This window comes from Flavobacterium ponti (genome assembly GCF_042652765.1).
GTDB classification, from domain to species: Bacteria; Bacteroidota; Bacteroidia; order Flavobacteriales; family Flavobacteriaceae; genus Flavobacterium; species Flavobacterium ponti.
In genome coordinates, this window is sequence record NZ_JBHSGW010000027.1 from 343,351 (window position 1) to 361,133 (window position 17,783).

Annotated in this window: 23 protein-coding genes; 15 read left to right on the forward strand and 8 right to left on the reverse strand. The window is 28.4% G+C overall.

Going from position 1 to position 17,783, the window contains the following annotated elements:
- The 6 genes from ACFO3U_RS13405 to ACFO3U_RS13430 all read left to right on the forward strand — a co-directional run bounded on the left by ACFO3U_RS13405 (position 1) and on the right by ACFO3U_RS13430 (position 4,979).
- The gene (locus ACFO3U_RS13405; protein ID WP_379743448.1) at positions 1-549 is read left to right on the forward strand and encodes a PepSY-associated TM helix domain-containing protein; all 549 of its coding nucleotides are present in this window, start codon (positions 1-3) and stop codon (positions 547-549) included.
- Between the two features lie 123 nt (positions 550-672).
- Entirely contained in the window at positions 673-1,812 is a 1,140-nt protein-coding gene (locus ACFO3U_RS13410) for a DUF748 domain-containing protein (RefSeq protein ID WP_379743451.1), read from the forward strand.
- Positions 1,809-2,633, forward strand: a complete 825-nt coding sequence (locus ACFO3U_RS13415; protein ID WP_379743454.1) for an alpha/beta hydrolase fold domain-containing protein — start codon at positions 1,809-1,811, stop codon at positions 2,631-2,633. Before ACFO3U_RS13410 ends, ACFO3U_RS13415 begins: the two co-directional genes overlap by 4 nt.
- Positions 2,634-2,733: 100 nt before the next feature.
- The gene (locus ACFO3U_RS13420) at positions 2,734-3,630 is read left to right on the forward strand and encodes a hypothetical protein (protein WP_379743457.1); all 897 of its coding nucleotides are present in this window, start codon (positions 2,734-2,736) and stop codon (positions 3,628-3,630) included.
- 149 nt (positions 3,631-3,779) lie between these two features.
- Positions 3,780-4,367 (forward strand): XAC2610-related protein, encoded by a 588-nt coding sequence (locus ACFO3U_RS13425; protein WP_379743460.1) that lies wholly within the window; start codon positions 3,780-3,782, stop codon positions 4,365-4,367.
- A gap of 153 nt (positions 4,368-4,520) precedes the next feature.
- Positions 4,521-4,979, forward strand: a complete 459-nt coding sequence (locus ACFO3U_RS13430) for a Na(+)-translocating NADH-quinone reductase subunit F (protein WP_379743463.1) — start codon at positions 4,521-4,523, stop codon at positions 4,977-4,979.
- 57 nt (positions 4,980-5,036) lie between these two features.
- On the opposite strand, the gene ACFO3U_RS13435 is transcribed toward ACFO3U_RS13430, so the two are convergent.
- Genes ACFO3U_RS13435 through ACFO3U_RS13445 form a run of 3 tightly spaced genes read right to left on the reverse strand, consistent with a single transcriptional unit; the run spans position 5,037 to position 7,014 of the window.
- On the reverse strand, positions 5,037-6,503 hold the full coding sequence (locus tag ACFO3U_RS13435) for an aminoacyl-histidine dipeptidase (protein ID WP_379743466.1): 1,467 nt from the start codon (positions 6,501-6,503) through the stop codon (positions 5,037-5,039).
- Positions 6,504-6,511: 8 nt separating this feature from the next.
- A complete protein-coding gene (locus ACFO3U_RS13440) occupies positions 6,512-6,805 on the reverse strand; it encodes a type II toxin-antitoxin system RelE/ParE family toxin (protein WP_379743469.1) in 294 nt (97 codons plus the stop codon).
- Positions 6,805-7,014 carry a hypothetical protein gene (locus ACFO3U_RS13445; RefSeq protein ID WP_379743473.1) on the reverse strand — a complete coding sequence of 70 codons (210 nt, stop codon included), beginning with the start codon at positions 7,012-7,014 and terminating at the stop codon, positions 6,805-6,807. Before ACFO3U_RS13445 ends, ACFO3U_RS13440 begins: the two co-directional genes overlap by 1 nt.
- 64 nt (positions 7,015-7,078) lie before the next feature.
- On the opposite strand from ACFO3U_RS13445, the gene ACFO3U_RS13450 reads away from it, so the two are divergent.
- Complete coding sequence (locus ACFO3U_RS13450) at positions 7,079-8,158, forward strand: DUF3810 domain-containing protein (protein ID WP_379743476.1); 1,080 nt, start codon at positions 7,079-7,081, stop codon at positions 8,156-8,158.
- On the opposite strand, the gene ACFO3U_RS13455 is transcribed toward ACFO3U_RS13450, so the two are convergent.
- Genes ACFO3U_RS13455 through ACFO3U_RS13465 form a run of 3 tightly spaced genes read right to left on the reverse strand, consistent with a single transcriptional unit; the run spans position 8,155 to position 10,697 of the window.
- Complete coding sequence (locus ACFO3U_RS13455) at positions 8,155-9,003, reverse strand: mechanosensitive ion channel family protein (RefSeq protein WP_379743479.1); 849 nt, start codon at positions 9,001-9,003, stop codon at positions 8,155-8,157. The two genes, ACFO3U_RS13450 and ACFO3U_RS13455, sit on opposite strands and share 4 nt — an antisense overlap.
- Positions 8,996-9,346, reverse strand: coding sequence for a DUF1622 domain-containing protein (locus tag ACFO3U_RS13460; protein ID WP_379743482.1), 351 nt, complete (start codon positions 9,344-9,346; stop codon positions 8,996-8,998). Before ACFO3U_RS13460 ends, ACFO3U_RS13455 begins: the two co-directional genes overlap by 8 nt.
- A gap of 46 nt (positions 9,347-9,392) precedes the next feature.
- The gene (locus ACFO3U_RS13465) at positions 9,393-10,697 is read right to left on the reverse strand and encodes an NAD(P)/FAD-dependent oxidoreductase (protein WP_379743485.1); all 1,305 of its coding nucleotides are present in this window, start codon (positions 10,695-10,697) and stop codon (positions 9,393-9,395) included.
- 158 nt (positions 10,698-10,855) lie between these two features.
- Between ACFO3U_RS13465 and ACFO3U_RS13470 the strand changes: the two genes are divergently transcribed.
- From ACFO3U_RS13470 to ACFO3U_RS13480, 3 genes are read left to right on the forward strand one after another with little or no spacing between them, the layout of a single operon-like run.
- On the forward strand, positions 10,856-11,350 hold the full coding sequence (locus ACFO3U_RS13470; RefSeq protein WP_379743488.1) for an RNA polymerase sigma factor: 495 nt from the start codon (positions 10,856-10,858) through the stop codon (positions 11,348-11,350).
- Positions 11,351-11,352: 2 nt separating this feature from the next.
- The gene (locus tag ACFO3U_RS13475; RefSeq protein ID WP_379743491.1) at positions 11,353-11,994 is read left to right on the forward strand and encodes a hypothetical protein; all 642 of its coding nucleotides are present in this window, start codon (positions 11,353-11,355) and stop codon (positions 11,992-11,994) included.
- A 4-nt stretch (positions 11,995-11,998) separates the two neighbouring features.
- Complete coding sequence (locus tag ACFO3U_RS13480) at positions 11,999-12,856, forward strand: TraB/GumN family protein (protein ID WP_379743494.1); 858 nt, start codon at positions 11,999-12,001, stop codon at positions 12,854-12,856.
- A gap of 33 nt (positions 12,857-12,889) precedes the next feature.
- Here ACFO3U_RS13480 and ACFO3U_RS13485 read toward each other — a convergent pair whose 3' ends face one another.
- Both ACFO3U_RS13485 and ACFO3U_RS13490 read right to left on the reverse strand, forming a co-directional pair.
- Positions 12,890-13,693, reverse strand: a complete 804-nt coding sequence (locus ACFO3U_RS13485) for a lysophospholipid acyltransferase family protein (RefSeq protein WP_379743497.1) — start codon at positions 13,691-13,693, stop codon at positions 12,890-12,892.
- 44 nt (positions 13,694-13,737) lie between these two features.
- Positions 13,738-14,379, reverse strand: coding sequence for an NUDIX hydrolase (locus ACFO3U_RS13490; protein ID WP_379743533.1), 642 nt, complete (start codon positions 14,377-14,379; stop codon positions 13,738-13,740).
- A 67-nt stretch (positions 14,380-14,446) separates the two neighbouring features.
- Here ACFO3U_RS13490 and ACFO3U_RS13495 point away from each other — a divergent pair, with 67 nt between their 5' ends.
- From ACFO3U_RS13495 to ACFO3U_RS13515, 5 genes are all read left to right on the forward strand, one after another.
- Complete coding sequence (locus ACFO3U_RS13495; protein WP_379743500.1) at positions 14,447-14,890, forward strand: DUF4268 domain-containing protein; 444 nt, start codon at positions 14,447-14,449, stop codon at positions 14,888-14,890.
- A gap of 74 nt (positions 14,891-14,964) precedes the next feature.
- Entirely contained in the window at positions 14,965-15,444 is a 480-nt protein-coding gene (gene msrB, locus ACFO3U_RS13500) for a peptide-methionine (R)-S-oxide reductase MsrB (protein ID WP_379743503.1), read from the forward strand.
- 34 nt (positions 15,445-15,478) lie between these two features.
- Positions 15,479-15,967 carry a DinB family protein gene (locus tag ACFO3U_RS13505; RefSeq protein WP_379743506.1) on the forward strand — a complete coding sequence of 163 codons (489 nt, stop codon included), beginning with the start codon at positions 15,479-15,481 and terminating at the stop codon, positions 15,965-15,967.
- Entirely contained in the window at positions 15,955-16,629 is a 675-nt protein-coding gene (locus ACFO3U_RS13510; protein ID WP_379743509.1) for an NRDE family protein, read from the forward strand. The genes ACFO3U_RS13505 and ACFO3U_RS13510 overlap by 13 nt, the downstream gene beginning before the upstream one ends.
- Positions 16,629-17,672 carry a D-alanine--D-alanine ligase gene (locus tag ACFO3U_RS13515; protein ID WP_379743512.1) on the forward strand — a complete coding sequence of 348 codons (1,044 nt, stop codon included), beginning with the start codon at positions 16,629-16,631 and terminating at the stop codon, positions 17,670-17,672. Before ACFO3U_RS13510 ends, ACFO3U_RS13515 begins: the two co-directional genes overlap by 1 nt.
- The last annotated feature ends 111 nt before the right edge of the window (positions 17,673-17,783 follow it).

Here is a 17,783-nt window from a genome sequence, read left to right on the forward strand (position 1 = left end):
ATGAAAAAAGTTAACGCACGAGAACTACACAGAGATTTAGGTTATTTTTTCTTAGGATTAATTATAACATTTGCATTCTCTGGAATATTAATGAACCATAGAAGCGATTGGCATCCTGAAAAATATACATTAGAAGCAAAGGAAATTCAAATTTCATTACCCGAAGAATCTCAAATAAATGATGCGTTTGCTGAAAATTTAGCTAAAGAATTAAAAATTGACGATAAAGTAAAACGTCATATGGTTCGAAAAGGAAAATTCAAGATGCAATTCGAAAATACAGAAGTTGAAATTGATGTAGAAACAGGAAAAGGAGAAATTATCCAATTCATCAAAACACCTTTCATCAGTCAAACCATGTTTTTGCATAAAAACACTTCTAATTGGTGGATTTACTTTTCAGATATTTTTGGAATTTCTTTAATCATTATTGCAGTTACTGGAACATTAATGGTCAAACATGGTAAACATACCTTCAAACGAAGAGGTTGGAAATTAGCGTTAGCTGGCCTACTCTTTCCACTTCTATTTTTGTTATTTTTAAGTTAGATTTTAAAATCCCCAATTGTTAAAAGTTGGGGATTTTTCATTTAATTATATAACATTCTCTAAATAATTTATAAAACTCTTTTTAGCATAAAAACTTAATTTTATACAAATTAAGTAACCTCTATGAGATTTTATAAGAAAAAAAAATATCAAGTTGTATTCGCTTTAGTAATTCTATTAATTACTTTTAGAATTTACTTGCCTACTTTGGTGAAAAATCAAATCAATAAAACGTTAGCCAATATCCCTGGTTATTATGGTCAAGTTGAGGATATTGATATTGCATTATATCGTGGAGCTTATGTCATAAAAGGTATGTATTTGAATAAAGTTGATGCCAAAACACAAGTTCCTTTTCTGAATTTCCCAAAAAATGATATTTCTATAGAATGGAAATCTATTTTCAAAGGCAAAATCGTAAGTGAAATTTTAATGTACAATCCAGAGGTTATTTATGTTTTTGAAGATCAAACTCAAAAACCCACTGATGCTGATGTTGAGGATTGGACAAAAGCCTTAACCGATATTGTCCCAATTGACATTAACCATTTTGAAGCACATCAAGGAAAATTAGCCTTTGTTCAGTTGCAAGCTGATCCCAATATTGATTTACAAATCACCAATTTTGAAATGTATGCAGATAATTTGAGAAATGTTGTTAGCAGTGAAAAAACGTTGCCTTCTCCTTTTCATGCAACTGGTGTTTCATTTGGAAATGGGAATCTTTTGTTAGATGGAAATATAAATTTAATAAAAGAAATACCAGATATGGATTTAACTTTTTCTCTAAAATCTTCTAATGCAACTGCTTTAAATGATTTAACCAATCATTATGTAGGAATTGATTTTGATAAAGGAAAGTTTGAATTATTTAGTGAAATTGCCATTGCTAATGGCTATCTAAAAGGATACATAAAACCATTATTAACTGACACCAAATTAATTGGAAAAGAAGATGGTATCTTAGAAACTATTTGGGAAGGATTTGTAGGTTTCTTCAAATTTGTATTAAAAAATCAAAAAACAGATACTTTAGCTTTAAAAGTACCCATTGAAGGAGATTTAAATAATGTGCAAAGCAAAACTTGGCCAACAGTAATTAGTATTTTTGAAAACGGATGGATTGAAGCTTTTAAAAGAGAAACTGACAATGAAATTTCATTTAAAGATGCTTTTATTGAAGCCAATAAACCATTAACCAAAAAAGAGATTAGACAACAAAAACGAGAAGAAAGAAGAGAAGAAAGAAAAAATAAAAAATGAAAAAAATCCACATACTACTAAACATTACTGCAATCCTATTTTCAAGTTGTGCATCAAAAAAATTTAAAAATGTGACTTATCTCAAGGGTACTGAAAATAAAAAAGGACAACCCACTTTAAATATTTTTACTCCAAGAAATTCAAAATATACCAATACACCTGTTTTGATTTTTGTACATGGTGGAAACTGGAATTCTGGAGACAAAAAATTATATGGTTTTATTGGAAGGAATTTTGCTAAAAGAGGAATCACAACTGTTATTGCAGGTTATACTTTAAGTCCAAAAGCAAATTATAATGATATGGCAAAAGAGATTGCAGAAGCTGTAAATTGGACAAAAGATAGCATTAGAAATTACAAAGGAAATCCTGATAAAATCTTTTTAACAGGACATTCAGCTGGTGGACATTTGATTGCTTTAATTGGAACAAATCCAAAATATTTAGAAGATAAAAATATCATAAAAGGAATTATTTTAAACGATGCAGCAGGTTTAGACATGAAACATTATTTAGAGCAAAATCCACCAACCAATGAAGATGATTATTTAGCTACTTGGAGCAACAATCCTGAATTATGGAAAGATGCTTCACCAATTTATTTTATAGATAAAGAAACTCCAAAAATGATGATTTACTTAGGAAGTAAAACCTATGAGTCCATTAAAGTTGGAAATGAAAGATTCCTAATCGAATTAAATAAATTTCAACCAAATGTTAAACCTATTATTTTAAATAAAAAACACGTTCCAATGGTTTTACAATACATTTTTTCGTGGAGTAATCGTTACAAAGAAATAATTGAGTTTATTGAAGAATAAAAACAACATATTAAATCCTCAATTGAAAACGGTTGAGAATTTTTTATATTTTTACAATGAACTTGCTACTATAAATTAGTTGTATGCAATTACAAAACAAATGAGCAATAAAACTGAATTTCATAAAAAATGTTTCTTTTGCTCAAAAGAAATTGAAGAAAAGAAAACGTTAGAACATATCATTCCCAATAGTCTATTAGCCAAGCTTAAGATTAAAGAGCAGATAATATCTGGAAATTTTACAACTCAATATAGTAGAGTTAAAGTTCCCGCACATTCTGTTTGTAATAATAATTTTGGTAGTGAGTATGAAAACAAAATATTATCAATTATTGAAGATAAAGAAAGTTTGTATGAACTTATAAATAAGAATAATCAACTTGAAATTCTTTACTCACCATCTAACGATAATATATCCATAATTACAACCTGGCTAACAAAAATTTATTACGGTCTTTTCTACAATGATTTATTGAAAACAAATAATCTTGAACATAAAGATTTGTGTAAAGAAATTATAAGTTCCCAAAATTTTAAACTCACTCAAAAATCATATCAAAACGGTTATGGCTTTAATTTGCCATCGAGTTTGTATGCATTTAAATCAAATAAAAATGATTTTAATCTTAAAACACTAATTTTCCCTTCAAGTATAATGTTAAACTTAGAAGGGTTAATACTCATACTTTGTATCGGTGATGGATATTTAACTAAAAATTATTTAAACACTCTGAATATTGATAACTTAAGAAAATACTTATTCGAAAATGACAAATTAAACAGTTTTCCTACTGATTTATTCGCTTTTTCTGAAATTACAGCAATTCGTTTAAATATACCTAAACAACCAAGCTTTATGTTTACAGACAATGAAATGATAAATTTAAGCCTAAATACTTTCGTTGACAAACCAGAAGAATATTACAAAATTGACATTGATAATGTTGAATTCCAAAGAAATGAAATCTTAAAGAGTTTTGGTGTAAAATTAGAATAACTTAATATAACAACCGTTTGTGACAATTGCTTACTGAGCTTCTCCACTACTTCCAGATTTTCTTCGAAAATCCGAAAGTATTCGTATATTTGGTTTGGTTAGTGCTAAATTACCTCAACATCAGCTAGCCTAGAACCGTTACTAATAATATGAAAAAAACTCTGCTAATAATAACATTATTACTTTCAATTAAATTTTATTCTCAAGAAATAATAGAATTTAACAAAGAAGATTTTTCATTTTATTTAACAAAAGATTGTAAAATTGGTGAATGTAAAATTAGTAAAATTATTGTCTTTAAAAATGGAGAATTTATTCAAGAAATAATACCAACCGAAAATGATTTTTCCTCATTTGTAAATAATGAGAGTATTATGAAAATTGAAGATATGAATTTCGATAATTATCTTGATTTTAGAATTATTAAATCAATTCCTGCTGAATATCCATTTCCATATTTATATTGGATATATAATGAGGAAACCAAACTTTTCGAAATAAATACTGATTATCAAAAAGTTATATCACCTACATTTGATTATGAAAAAAAAATAATAATTTCTAATTGGTGTGGATATCTCAGAGATTGTTATACAGATTATTATAAATTAATTGAAGGAAATCTAATTTTTTTCGAAAGACATTTCACAAAACCTAATAGAAACGGAACACGTCAAATTGAAACTTGGAAAGTAATTGACGGTGAACTAAAATTAATTACATCCGAAGAGAAATAAATATTATTGGTAAAAACAGTTTTGCATAACGTCTTATACTTGTTTATCTTTCGGAAAAAACTTCTACAAAACATATTGGTTTTTTTAAGAATTCCTAAACATTCCAATTAATTATTTTTTTGTAACTTTAGTTTTGTAATAAAAATATAGGCTATGGAAACTACAAAAAGATTTGACCAGGCTATTACAAAATTGTATAATGCCTTTCACAACCAAACTTTAAATCCAGAATCTTGTACCCAATGTGCAGTTGGAAACATCCTAGATAACAAAGATTTTTGGAAACATTTATCTGATTATCACGGTTCAACCCAACTCAATTATGTGGGTTTAGTCAATCAGAATTTGGGTAAAAAATTCAATGGATATTCTCCTATAGAATTACTTCAAATTGAAATGGAGTTTTTAGCAAGATGTGGTTATTCTTTGCCTTTAAAAAATTACAACAATCCCAAAAAAAACATATCTCAAGATACCTTATTTTTAGGTTTATGTGGAGTTGTAGAATTACTTTGCAAATTCGATAACTTACCTAATATTATGGATTGTTCTAAGTTGTTTGCCTACGAAATTGATAATCAAACAACCAAAACCCTTGAATATATAGATTAAAAACAAGAAAACCTCGTTCATCACAAACGAGGTTTTCTATTTTCTATATTCATTGTTCTATTTTCTCTCAGGAATATTCTCCAAAACTTCCAATACAAATTTCCAATATTTTTGAGCAGAAGAAATACTAGCTCTTTCATCAGGACTATGAGCACCTTTGATGGTTGGTCCAAAAGAAATCATATCCATATCAGGATAGTTGGTTCCTAAAATTCCACATTCTAATCCAGCATGACAAGCAACAACATCTGCTTTCTTACCATTTTGTTTTTCATAAATTGAACTCAAAATATCTAATATTTCTGAATTAGCGTTTGGTGTCCAACCAGGATAACTTCCAGAAAATTCCACTTCGCAACCCATTAATTCAAAAGCTGAACGTAATGAATTCGCTAAATCAAATTTGGCTGTTTCCACAGAAGAACGCGTTAAACATTGCACACTTAATTTTCCATCACCAACTGTTACTTTAGCAATATTATTTGAAGTTTCAACTAAATCAGCAAAATCAGCACTCATTCTGTAAACTCCATTATGAGCTGTGTACAAAGCACGAACTAAAAAGTATTGAGCCATTGGAGGCATCACTTTAACTGGTGTTGTTTCTGATTTTTCAATTACAACTTCTAAATTTGGTTCGGTTGTTTTTAATTCGGTTTTAATTTCGTTGATGATATCTTGCATATCAAACACAAAAGCTTCATCATAAACATTAGCAATTATAACTTGAGCAATGCTTTCTCTTGGAATCGCATTACGTAAACTTCCTCCTTTTATAGAAGCAATTTGCAATCCAAAATCATCAAAACCATCAAACAAAAGACGATTCATAATCTTGTTAGCATTTCCTAACCCTTTGTGAATATCCATTCCAGAATGTCCACCTTTTAGACCTTTTACTGTGATTGTGTATCCAACAGCGTTTTCAGGAGTTTCTTCTTCGTCATATTCAGCTGTAGCGGTAACATCTACTCCACCAGCGCAACCAATGTCAATTTCGTCATCTTCTTCCGTATCTAAATTTAAAAGAATTTCACCTTCTAACATTCCACCTTGTAAGCCCATTGCACCAGTCATTCCAGTTTCTTCATCAATAGTAAATAAAGCTTCAATTGCAGGATGTTTTATAGTTTTACTTTCTAAAATAGCCATAATCGTAGCTACTCCTAACCCATTATCTGCTCCAAGAGTTGTTCCTTTAGCACGAACCCAATCTCCATCGACGTACATTTCAATTCCTTGTGTATCGAAATCAAAAACAGTATCATTATTTTTTTGATGCACCATATCCAAATGCGATTGCATTACGATGGTTTTTCTATTTTCCATTCCGGCTGAAGCTGGTTTTTTGATAATCACATTTCCAACTTCATCTTTTATCGTTTCGAATCCTAATTTTTTTCCAAAATCCATCATAAAAGCAATGACTCTTTCTTCTTTTTTAGAAGGTCTAGGCACTACATTTAAGTCAGCAAATTTGTTCCAAAGTTCTTTAGGTTCAAGGTTTCTTACTTCTTGGCTCATATTTTTTATTATTTAGGGTATTTTACAGGATTTAGTGAAGTATTAAAAACGGACAAAATAAATAGGGTTTCAATTTTTTCATCAATATAATACAAAAGGATGAATGGGAATTTCTTAATTGGAAAACTATGATAATCTTTATATTTAATTTGAAAAAAAGGATTATTTTTTAAAGCTTCAATATGAGTATCTAAAGTTTCATAAAAATACTCACCCAAACCATCTTGACGAGAATCATAATAATCAATAGCTTCTTGAATATCTATAATTGCTCTGGGTTCAATTACAACTTTGAATTTCATTATTTAGTCTTGAAACTAATCTTCTTTTTAACTTCTTCCCAAGGAATAAAATCCTCTTTTTTAGAAGTTTCTTTTCTTTCATCTAAAACATCTTTCATTTGTTGAGTAATAGATATATCATTCACAACAGTTTCATAATTAAATTTCTCTATCAATTTCATAAAAAAACTCAATTCGCTATCTGGAATATTTAGTGTAATTTGTTTCATTTAAATAAACTTGAAATACAAATTTACAAAAAAACTAGTCATCACAGTATTTATTTCTATTTTTATGAAAATTTTACAAGTGCAAAAAAAACACATTTTACCTTTATTATTAATTGTCCAAATTATTACTGTAAAGATATTGGCTTTCTTTCCTGAAACTATTGAAAACTATTACAGTAAAGGATTTTACCCTATTTTTTCAAAAGGATTGAGAAGTTTATTTGGTGGACTTTCTTTTTCGTTTGGTGATGTAATGTATGGTATTCTGATTTTTTTATTAATCAAATGGATTTTAAAAAACAGAAAAGGTTTTTTTAGAAATTGGAAAGTCAATGGGTTGAAGTTCTTAAGTATTCTTTCAATATTTTATTTCTTCTTTCATTTTTTATGGGGAATGAACTATTATCGAATTCCGTTACACGAAAAATTAAACATTAACAAAGAATACGAAGTAGCAGATTTGGAAGCTTTGACTGAAAAAATGATTGCAAAATCTAATGAATTGCAAGTCAGAATAACTTCAAATGATAGTGTTGCCGTTATAAATGCTTATACTGAAAAAGAAATTTTTGAAATGGCTCAAATTGGATATCACAACTTGCCACAAGATTTAAAAGAATTTGATTATAATACCAAAAGTATCAAGCAATCTTTGTTTAGTATGCCTTTGAGTTACATGGGATTTGGTGGTTATCTGAATCCGTTTACTAATGAAGCACAAGTCAATTATTTGAAACCCAAATACACTACTCCATTCACAACTAGTCACGAAATGGCTCATCAAACCGGAATTGGCTCGGAAAGTGAATGTAATTTTATTGGTTATTTGGCTGCCATCAATAATTCTGATGATTATTTTCAATATGCTGCTTACACAACTGCTGTGAGATATTGTTTTAGAAATCTAGAAGAAATCGAAGAAGGAAAAAGCAAACCTTATTTGGAAAAACTAAACAAAGGTGTATTAAAAAACTTTGATGAAAACGAAATTTTCTGGAAAGAATACCAAACTCCAATCAATACTTTTTTTGAATATTTCTACGATAATTTCCTAAAAGCCAATCAACAAAAAGACGGTTTAGAGAGTTACAGTAAGTTTATTGGATTGTTGATTGGGTATGAAAAAAATCAAATTTCAAATTAATTATCCTTTTTTATAATGATGTTTTGATAATTATATGGAATTTCTATTCCTTCTTTATCAAAACGTTCTTTGATACTTCTTAAAACATCGCAATAAAGTATAAAACCATTAGAGGTACTATTTGCGTAAGCCCAAGCTTTTAGAGACACAGAAGAGTTGTCTAAAGAAACTACTCTTGATATAACTTCTGGCACATTGCTTAATTTATCTTGTTCAGAACGATTATCTAAATGTAGTGGATGATTCTTAATCTCTTCTTCCATTATTTTTAGAGCTTTACCAATATCTGAATTATATCCAATGCCAACTTGGATAATTTTACAAACATTAGAATCAGTAAGGTTTGAATTGACAATAACTTGAGAGCTAATTACTGAATTAGGCACAATAATTCTGTTATTTTCATTATCTCTAAGAACTACTTGTCTTAAGTTAATTTCCTCAACCGTTCCTGTATAAGTTCCATTAAAAGTTATTCTGTCATTTATTCTGAAAGGTTTAAACAAAACAATTAAAAAACCACTCATTATATTACTAAGTGCTTGTTGAGAAGCCAAACCAGCAACTAAGGATAAAATACCAGCACCAGCTAATAGTGAATGTCCAATTGTTTTCATTGCAGGAATCTTAATCATTGCCAATGAAATTCCAATAATATAAATTAGAGCAATAATAAATTTCTTTGCAAAAAGAAAACTAGTTGGATCTAAATGTTTTGATCGACTGCTTTTCTTAATATATCTGTTAGCAACACCATTAAATACACTTGCAATTATTATGGTTATAACAATTACAAATAAAATATGTATTAGTAATTCTGAATCTGAGGTTAACATTTTAATCATTCTTTATTTCTTTTTGCCAAGGAAACTTCCCTTCTAATTCAACTTGTAGCGACAAACTTAAAAAAGTTCTAATGATAACAATTAAACCTAAAATTGAAACTGATTTCAATGTAGGCTCAGTAACAACTGTTGCCATAATATCTGCTGCGATTAATATTTCTAATCCCAAAAGAATGGATTTTCCAACTTTCTGTCGTAGTTCAATATAAGTAATAGAATTCGTTTTATTCATTGATAAAATAAATTTAAATATGGCAACAACTGAACCTATAAATATTGTTAATACACCAATTGCTTCCATTATTTTTGCAACATAATCTATATAAGTTTTAATATTTTCCATTGACTATTTTTTGATTAAATTAATTTCATTGTACATCAATATAAAACTAAATCTCATCTGTAGTAAAATTAACCTGATGTTTCTTTTTATAAGGTCGAATAATCAAACGAGCTTCTCTATCAAAACGAATGTAATTGTACACCCAATTTAAGAAAACAACTGCTTTATTTTTAAATCCTATTAAAGATAACAAATGCACAAACATCCAAACAAACCAAGCAAAAACACCACTAAATTTATAATGAGGTAAATCTACAACAGCTTTGTTTCTTCCAATGGTTGCCATGGAACCTTTGTCTTTATATACAAATGGACTTAATGGTTTTTTAGCTACTAAATTTATAATATTGGCTGCTAATTGTCTACCATGTTGGATAGCAGGTTGTGCCATCATAGGATGTCCTTGAGGAAAATCTTCTGAAACCATATAAGCTATATCACCAATGGCAAAAATATTTTTATAACCAACCACTTGATTAAATTCGTTGACTTTAATTCTATCAGCTCTTGCAATTAAACTTTCAGCAGACAAACCATTTACCAAAGCTCCTTGAACACCAGCTGTCCAAATTACTGTAGCACTATCAAAAGTTAAATCTGAATTGGTAGTGATAATTCTGCCGTCATAACCCATTACACGAACATTTTTCCAAACACTTACACCTAATTTAATCAAGAATTCTTCTGCTTTTTTGGAAGCATTTTCACTCATAGTATTCAAAATTCTGTCACCACTTTGAATTAGGTTGATTTCCATTTTTCGAACATCTAAATCTGGATAATCTTTAGGCAAAACGGCTTTTTTCATTTCAGCTAAAGCTCCTGCCAACTCAACTCCTGTTGGACCACCACCAACCAAAACAAAATTCATTAAACTGTGACGTTCTTCAATGTCATTTGTTAAAAGAGCTTGTTCAAAATTTTCTAAAATTAAACTTCTAATGTTTAATGATTGTGGAATGGTTTTCATAGCCATACAGTTGCGTTCCATTTCTTTGTTTCCAAAAAAATTGGTTTTTGAGCCTGTTGCCAGTACTAAATAATCATATCTAAGTTCACCAATATCAGCAATAACTTTGTTGTTTTTAGTGTCAATTTCTTTTACATCTGCTAGTCGAAAATAAAAATCATTGCTTTCTTGCAAAACTTTTCGAATAGGATAAGCAATAGAATCGGGTTCTAAACCACCTGTTGCCACTTGGTACATTAAAGGCTGAAAATTGTGATAATTATGCTTATCTAAAAGCACAACTTGTACACTTTTATTTCGAAGTTTTTTGGCTAATGCAATACCTGCAAAACCACCACCTATAATAACAACTCTTGGAAAACTTGAACGAGGTATGTTCATCGTATTAAATGATTTTTTAGTAACACAAATATACAATTGTTGTTACAAAATTTAATATAATTTATTTAAATCCAAACTTGTATTCGATATTATCGATAAAATCTACTAAAAAAATCATTATACTTGTAACATCATCATCATTTGGCATACTTATAGTTATGAATCAAGCAGCAGAAGAACTTTTTGTAAAACAATTACAAGAAAATCAGAATATAATCCACAAAATATGTAGACTATATACTTCTGATGAAGATTCGCATAAGGATTTATTTCAGGAAATAACAATTCAGCTTTGGAAAGCGTTTCCCAACTTTAGAGGTGATTCTAAATTTACTACTTGGGCTTATCGTGTTGGTTTAAACACAGCAATTACACTTTATCGAAAGAAGAAACGAACAATTGACACCATTGAATTTGATAATACCTATCACAGAGTAAAACAAGAAGATTATAATTTTGAAGAAGAAGAACAGCTAAAATTGCTATATAGTGCTGTAAATGAATTAAATGACATTGAAAAAGCATTGGTATTCTTATATTTAGAAGACAAAGATTATGCTGAAATTTCTGAAACACTCGGAATCAGTGAAGTGAATGCTAGAGTGAAAATGAATCGTGTAAAAGGAAAATTAAAAAAAATATTAAATCCGTAAAAATGGATGAATTAGAGATATTAAAAAAAGATTGGAAGAAAAAAGAAAATTCTTTTAATCAAATAACCGAAAAAGAAATTTATGGAATGCTTCATAAACGATCTTCGTCTATAGTGAAGTGGATTTTTATTATAAGCGTTTGTGAATTTTTACTTTGGATAGCAGCTTCATTGCTAATGAGGAATAATGAAAAGGTTAATAAATTTTATGATTATGACAAATTTCATGTCATGACTATTCTAGAATTTATTAACTATGGTATTTTGATTTATTTTATCATTAAATTTTATAAAAATTATAGAAAAATTAACACCATTCAACCTATAAAGAGCTTGATTAAAAATGTTTTAGACACAAGAAAAACGGTTCAGACTTACATAAAAATAATTATTCTTTACACGATAATTACAACTATAATTATGTTTTTTGTCCAATTCAACTTTGATCCAGAAATTTTAAAAATTTATCATGAAGTTGAGAGAAAAGGAAATGAAACTATGTTTATAATCTTGTCCTTAATACTTACATTAATATTCATAGGTATATTTGCTTTGTTTATATGGCTTTTCTACAAGCTTATTTATGGCATCTTATTAAAAAGATTATATAATAATTATGAAGAGTTAAAAAAATTAGAAGTCTAAAAACATGATAAGAATAATTTTTATAATAACTTCATTAGTTTTAAGTTTTGTAGTCAAAGCACAAGATTTAGAAAAAAGTTTACTTTGGAAAATTTCTGGAAATGGACTAGAAAAACCATCCTATCTGTTTGGAACAATGCATGTGGTTTGCGAAATTAATTTTGATGATGATATAATAAAAGCTTTGGATGAAACTTCGCAATTGTATCTTGAAATTGATATGGATGACCCAAAATTACAAGCAACTATGATGAAAGGTATGATGATGAAAGATGGTGTAACATTATCATCATTAATTACTGAAGAAGATGCTATAATAGTAAATGATTTTTTAAAAACTAATATAGGTACATCATTGAAATTTGTAGATAAATTCAAGCCTTTTATGATTAGTTCAATGTTTATTCCAAAACTTTTAGACTGTCCAATGAAATCTATTGAAATGGAGCTTGTAAAAATGTCTAAAGAACAACAAGAAGAAATTTTTGGACTTGAGTCAGTAGAAGATCAAATTTTAGTTTTTGATAAAATACCTTATAAAATTCAGGCTGAAGAAATAGTTAAAACTGCAAAAGATAACATGACTAGTGATAAAGCTGAAATAAAAAAAATGTTAGCTATTTACGAAGACGAAGATATTGAAGGAATGTTAGAAATCATGAATGAATCCGAAAACATAATATCTTCTGAATTTGATGACTTATTATTAAATGACAGAAATTCCAATTGGATTCCAATCATTGAAAAAGTCTCTAAAGATAAACCTACTTTTTATGCTGTTGGAGCTGGACACTTAGGTGGAGAAAAAGGAGTCATAAAGCTTTTAAGAAAAAAAGGCTACCATGTTGAAGCTGTAAAATAAAAAAATCCCATCATTAAAAAGATGGGATTTTTTTTAATATCTCCAAAGTCGCTCTTTATTTAATTTTGCTTCTTCTTCTAAGACTTCTGCTGGAATTACTTTCAAAAATGAAGGATGTTGTTCTATAGCATATTCTATTTTTTCAACAACTTCTTCTACTGTATCATTTTCATAATCAATTTTTAAAGGTTCTTTTATAACCATAGATTGTAAAATTCCTTTCTTTTTAATACGTAGACCTTTTCTATCAAATGATCTTCTAAAACCATCAATTACAACTGGAACAACAATTGGTTTGTGCTGCAAAATAATATGAGCTGTTCCTTTTCTAACAGGTTTAAACGAACGAGTTGTACCTTGAGGGAATGTAATTACCCAACCATCTTCTAGAGCTATTTTAATATTTTCAGTATCATTTGGATTTACTTCTCTTTTAACGTCTTTGCCTTCAGCTCTCCAAGTTCTTTCAACAGTGATTGCTCCAGCGTAAGCTAAAATTTTTGGTAATAAACCAGCTTCCATAGTTTCTTTTGCAGCTACATAATAAATATTCATTTTTGGATTCCAAAGATAACCTACGTTTTTAATGTTATCCTCTCTTCCTTTCAAACTGGCATTAAAAACATGAAACATAGCCACCACATCAGCAAAATAAGTTTGATGGTTGGATATGAATAAAACATTGGTATCAGGTAAATTTTTAATGATTTCAGAACCTTCAATTTGCATTTCATTGAAACCTCTATATCTTCTATGTGTCAATGCACCGAAGAGTCTAATCAACCATTTTTTTAAAAATAATATATGTCCAAAAGGATTTCTTTTAAATAAACCCATAATAGTTTAATTTTTTTTCAAGGCTACAAATGTAATAAAACCTTTTAAATTATAGCATTTTTGATATTTTCCTTTAACTCGCTCATCATCATAGCTGTTGCACCCCAAACCACATATTTTTCTACCATAAACGCAGGAACTTCAATATCAGTTGCATAAGAAGTAGTCATTTTTACTTTTGAAATAGTATTATCATCTAAAAATAATGATAAAGGAAACTCCAAAACACGCTTAACTTCATCCAAATCAGGAATAAATTGCAATTCTTCATGAGAAATTCCCATAAAAGGATACACTAAAAAATTACTTGGTGGAATATAAATTTCGCTGAAAGGTTTAATTATTCTAACTTTTTCAGGATGAACTCCAACTTCTTCATGTGTTTCGCGCAAAGCGGTATGTTGCAAATCCAAATCTTCTAATTCCACTTTTCCACCAGGAAAGCCAATTTGAGAAGAATGTACACCAGGATAAGTGTTTCTGACAATTAATGCCAAGTGAGTTATACCGTTTTTTGGATAAAACAACATTAAAACAGCAGCTTTTCTTGGGTTCTTTCCAATGTAATTTGCTTCTTTCAAAAAAGAAATTCGCTCCAATGGTGCCATTTTTGCATGAGCATCTGTGGAAAGAAGTTTTTCTTTCTCTATTTTTGGAACAAATTTGATAAATTCACTAAAAAGCATATATTTAATTAATTGTAAGTTTAAAGATAATCCAAATTTTAATTTTAACACAAATTTCCTATAAAAAATGTTTAGCAAAGAAGAAGCACAACGAATAAAAAGAGAATTTTGGGTAACTTTTGCCGAAGAATATCCAAGAAAATGGGTATTATACAACACCAAAATAAAAGATGTAGCGTTTAAGTTCTTCATAGACAATAAAAAAGCACAAGTTTTACTAGAAATAGAACCAAAAGACGAAAAAAATCGTATAATATATTATGAAAAGGTGGAATCATTAAAAACAATTTTATTAGATGAATATTTATCTGATGCCATTTTTGAACGTGATTTATATTTAGAAAACGGAAAAGCAGTTAGTCGAATTTGGGTAGAAAAATTAAATGTAAGTAGTAACAATAAAAATACTTGGCCTGAAATTTTTGATTTTTTCAATGAAAAGATGGATGCATTTGAAAGGTTCTTCTACGAATATGAAGATTATATAAAAGATTTGGAAATAAACACCTAATTAAATTGATGTTATTAATCTAACATTAATTTAATTTTATAAAAAGTAATTTTGAATAAAGAAACAATTAAGTTATGAAAAAGATTTTTGCATTAATAGTGTTAGTATCATTACAATCATGTTACTCACAAAAAAAAGAAGAAGCCAAACCTGCAGTTGAAAAAACTGAAGCGCAATGGAAAAAAGAATTAACACCTGAGCAATATAACGTTTTACGAGAGAAAGGTACCGAAAGAGCTTTTACAGGTGAATATTGGGATCATTTTGAAAAAGGAAATTATGTTTGTGCAGCATGTAATTCTATTTTATTTAAATCAGAGACAAAATTTGAATCAGATTGTGGTTGGCCATCATTTGACAAAGCTGTTGAAGGTTCGGTTAGATATAATGAAGATTACAGTTTTGGAATGGTAAGAACAGAAGTTGTATGTGCTAATTGTGGAGGCCATTTGGGTCATGTTTTTGATGATGGACCAAAAGAAACAACTGGAAAACGTTTTTGTACAAATTCTGTTTCAATTAAATTTATTCCTGAAGGTAAATCAGTTAAATAAAAAAATATTAATTTTAAGACTCAAATTTGATTATATGCTAATAGATTCTATAAAAAAAAATTTCGATGAAATAATTGATCTTTTAACTAGTTTAGACAATACAACTTATACTTTTTGTCATCCAGAATTAAGTAATGCTACCATTGGTGAACATACCAGGCATATTATTGAAATGTACCAATCGCTACTAAATAATTATGAATACGGAATTGTGAATTATGACAAAAGAGAGCGAAATTTATCCATTCAAACTGATGTTGATTTTGCAATAAAGTGCATAAAAACTATAATAACATCTATTGAAAAGCCAAATAGAGAGTTAATGCTACAGCAAGGTATTGAAGAAGTAATGTATAGTATTTCAACTAATTATGAAAGAGAATTACTTTATAATTTAGAACATAGTATACATCATCAAGCTTTGATAAAAGTAGCTATTATAAAGAACCCTGCAATTAAAGTTTGTGAAAATTTTGGAGTTGCAAAATCTACAATAGAATTTAGAAATCAATGTGTACAGTAAGCTTTGTTCCATTAAAAGATAGTTATTGTTTAACTTCAAATAGAGATGAAAGTGTTTTAAGAGAAAAAGCAATTCCTCCTACAAAATATGTCATTAACGAAAAAGAAATTTATTTTCCAAAAGATCCAAAAGCTGGAGGAACGTGGTTTGCACACGATAATGAAAATTGCATAGTTTTATTAAATGGTGCTGAAGAAAAACATATTCATAAAAATAATTATAGAAAAAGTAGAGGTTTAGTTGTAATAGACTTAATAACTTCTAAAAAACCAATAGAAGAATGGAAATCCATTGATTTAAATGAAATTGAACCTTTTACCATTGTTTTATTTTCTGAAAAAAAATTGTACCAATTACGATGGAACGAAATTGAAAAAAGTAGTTTTGAATTAGATGCTACTAAAAGTCATATTTGGTCTTCTTCTACTCTTTATGATAAAGAAATTAGAGAAGAGAGAGCTAATTGGTTTAAGAATTTCATAAATTCTGAAGAAAAAATTGATAGTAAAAAACTCTTAAACTTTCACCAATTTACTGAAGAGAAAAACAAAAATTATGGTCTACAAATAAATAGAAATAATCTTTTAAAAACGATTAGCATTACACAGTGCATAATTTCAAACAAAACAATTTCTTTTAATTATATTGATTTATTAAACTAATGAGAAGCATCAGGTTATTTGTTCATAAACTTACTAATTGGGAATATTGGCCCTACCAAGTTCTTTATACACCTGTTTATTTCCAGTATTTATACTATGTTGTTAGAACTAGATCTTTTTTCTTTTTCAATGCTTCTAATCCAACTATTAAAAATGGAGGTTTCTTTATGGAATCAAAAAAAGAAATATATGATTTAATTCCACAAGAATATTATCCAAAAACACTTTTATTTAAATCAAAAACAGAATTAAATAAAGTTTTAAAAGGCATTGAAGAGAACGAAATAAAATTCCCTTTAATTGCAAAACCTGATATTGGCTTAAGAGGAACTGCTGTAAAAAAACTAAACACTATTGAAGATTTAAAACTTTATATTAAAAATGCAAATTTTGATTTTATTATACAAGATTTAATTCCCTATGAAAATGAAATTGGTTTATTTTATGTAAAATTACCTAACAAAGAAAAAGGAATACTAACAGGTATTGTTGCAAAAGAATTCTTAATTCTAAAAGGAAATGGTAAAAACACAGTTCGAGAATTATTAGAAAAAGATCCAAGATTTGAATTACAAATTCCAGCTTTAGAAAAAGAATTCCCTTTACTTATTGATACTATTTTAGAAGAAAATAAAAATGTGAATTTAGTTCCTTATGGAAATCATTGTAGAGGTACAAAGTTTGTAGATGCAAGTCATGAAATAACCCCTAAAATGATTGAAACTTTCAATGAAATCTGTTCAAAGATCGATGGATTTCATTTTGGCCGAATGGATATTATGTACAATAGTTATGCTGATTTAGAAAAAGGTAAAAATTTTCAAATAGTTGAAATAAATGGAGCTATTAGTGAACCAACCCATATTTATGATCCTAAACATTCTCTTTTATATGGTTGGAAAGAACTTACACGACATTTTCATTACATGTATTTGATTAGTAAAGCTAATAAAAAAAATGGAGCAAAATACCTAACATTTAATGAAGGTGTAAACGAATTCAAAAACCACCATAAACATTATGACAAGATTTTAGAGTTTTAAAAAAATTAATTCAAAAGTCCTAATTTTTTTTTGGGCGTGTCCCTTTGGGTCGGGCTATCCGCACTCGCTTTTTTTGTTTCGTTTTTAAAACCGAGACAAAAAAGAGCTCAA

Excerpts from the sequence above, each read along its gene's own strand:
- ACFO3U_RS13405 (WP_379743448.1), top strand. The coding sequence starts at position 1 with ATGAAAAAAGTTAACGCACGAGAACTACACAGAGATTTAGGTTATTTT.
- ACFO3U_RS13410 (WP_379743451.1), top strand. The coding sequence starts at position 673 with ATGAGATTTTATAAGAAAAAAAAATATCAAGTTGTATTCGCTTTAGTA.
- ACFO3U_RS13415 (WP_379743454.1), top strand. The coding sequence starts at position 1,809 with ATGAAAAAAATCCACATACTACTAAACATTACTGCAATCCTATTTTCA.
- ACFO3U_RS13420 (WP_379743457.1), top strand. The coding sequence starts at position 2,734 with ATGAGCAATAAAACTGAATTTCATAAAAAATGTTTCTTTTGCTCAAAA.
- ACFO3U_RS13425 (WP_379743460.1), top strand. The coding sequence starts at position 3,780 with ATGAAAAAAACTCTGCTAATAATAACATTATTACTTTCAATTAAATTT.
- ACFO3U_RS13430 (WP_379743463.1), top strand. The coding sequence starts at position 4,521 with ATGGAAACTACAAAAAGATTTGACCAGGCTATTACAAAATTGTATAAT.
- ACFO3U_RS13435 (WP_379743466.1), bottom strand. The coding sequence starts at position 6,503 with ATGAGCCAAGAAGTAAGAAACCTTGAACCTAAAGAACTTTGGAACAAA.
- ACFO3U_RS13440 (WP_379743469.1), bottom strand. The coding sequence starts at position 6,805 with ATGAAATTCAAAGTTGTAATTGAACCCAGAGCAATTATAGATATTCAA.
- ACFO3U_RS13445 (WP_379743473.1), bottom strand. The coding sequence starts at position 7,014 with ATGAAACAAATTACACTAAATATTCCAGATAGCGAATTGAGTTTTTTT.
- ACFO3U_RS13450 (WP_379743476.1), top strand. The coding sequence starts at position 7,079 with ATGAAAATTTTACAAGTGCAAAAAAAACACATTTTACCTTTATTATTA.
- ACFO3U_RS13455 (WP_379743479.1), bottom strand. The coding sequence starts at position 9,003 with ATGATTAAAATGTTAACCTCAGATTCAGAATTACTAATACATATTTTA.
- ACFO3U_RS13460 (WP_379743482.1), bottom strand. The coding sequence starts at position 9,346 with ATGGAAAATATTAAAACTTATATAGATTATGTTGCAAAAATAATGGAA.
- ACFO3U_RS13465 (WP_379743485.1), bottom strand. The coding sequence starts at position 10,697 with ATGAACATACCTCGTTCAAGTTTTCCAAGAGTTGTTATTATAGGTGGT.
- ACFO3U_RS13470 (WP_379743488.1), top strand. The coding sequence starts at position 10,856 with ATGAATCAAGCAGCAGAAGAACTTTTTGTAAAACAATTACAAGAAAAT.
- ACFO3U_RS13475 (WP_379743491.1), top strand. The coding sequence starts at position 11,353 with ATGGATGAATTAGAGATATTAAAAAAAGATTGGAAGAAAAAAGAAAAT.
- ACFO3U_RS13480 (WP_379743494.1), top strand. The coding sequence starts at position 11,999 with ATGATAAGAATAATTTTTATAATAACTTCATTAGTTTTAAGTTTTGTA.
- ACFO3U_RS13485 (WP_379743497.1), bottom strand. The coding sequence starts at position 13,693 with ATGGGTTTATTTAAAAGAAATCCTTTTGGACATATATTATTTTTAAAA.
- ACFO3U_RS13490 (WP_379743533.1), bottom strand. The coding sequence starts at position 14,379 with ATGCTTTTTAGTGAATTTATCAAATTTGTTCCAAAAATAGAGAAAGAA.
- ACFO3U_RS13495 (WP_379743500.1), top strand. The coding sequence starts at position 14,447 with ATGTTTAGCAAAGAAGAAGCACAACGAATAAAAAGAGAATTTTGGGTA.
- msrB (WP_379743503.1), top strand. The coding sequence starts at position 14,965 with ATGAAAAAGATTTTTGCATTAATAGTGTTAGTATCATTACAATCATGT.
- ACFO3U_RS13505 (WP_379743506.1), top strand. The coding sequence starts at position 15,479 with ATGCTAATAGATTCTATAAAAAAAAATTTCGATGAAATAATTGATCTT.
- ACFO3U_RS13510 (WP_379743509.1), top strand. The coding sequence starts at position 15,955 with ATGTGTACAGTAAGCTTTGTTCCATTAAAAGATAGTTATTGTTTAACT.
- ACFO3U_RS13515 (WP_379743512.1), top strand. The coding sequence starts at position 16,629 with ATGAGAAGCATCAGGTTATTTGTTCATAAACTTACTAATTGGGAATAT.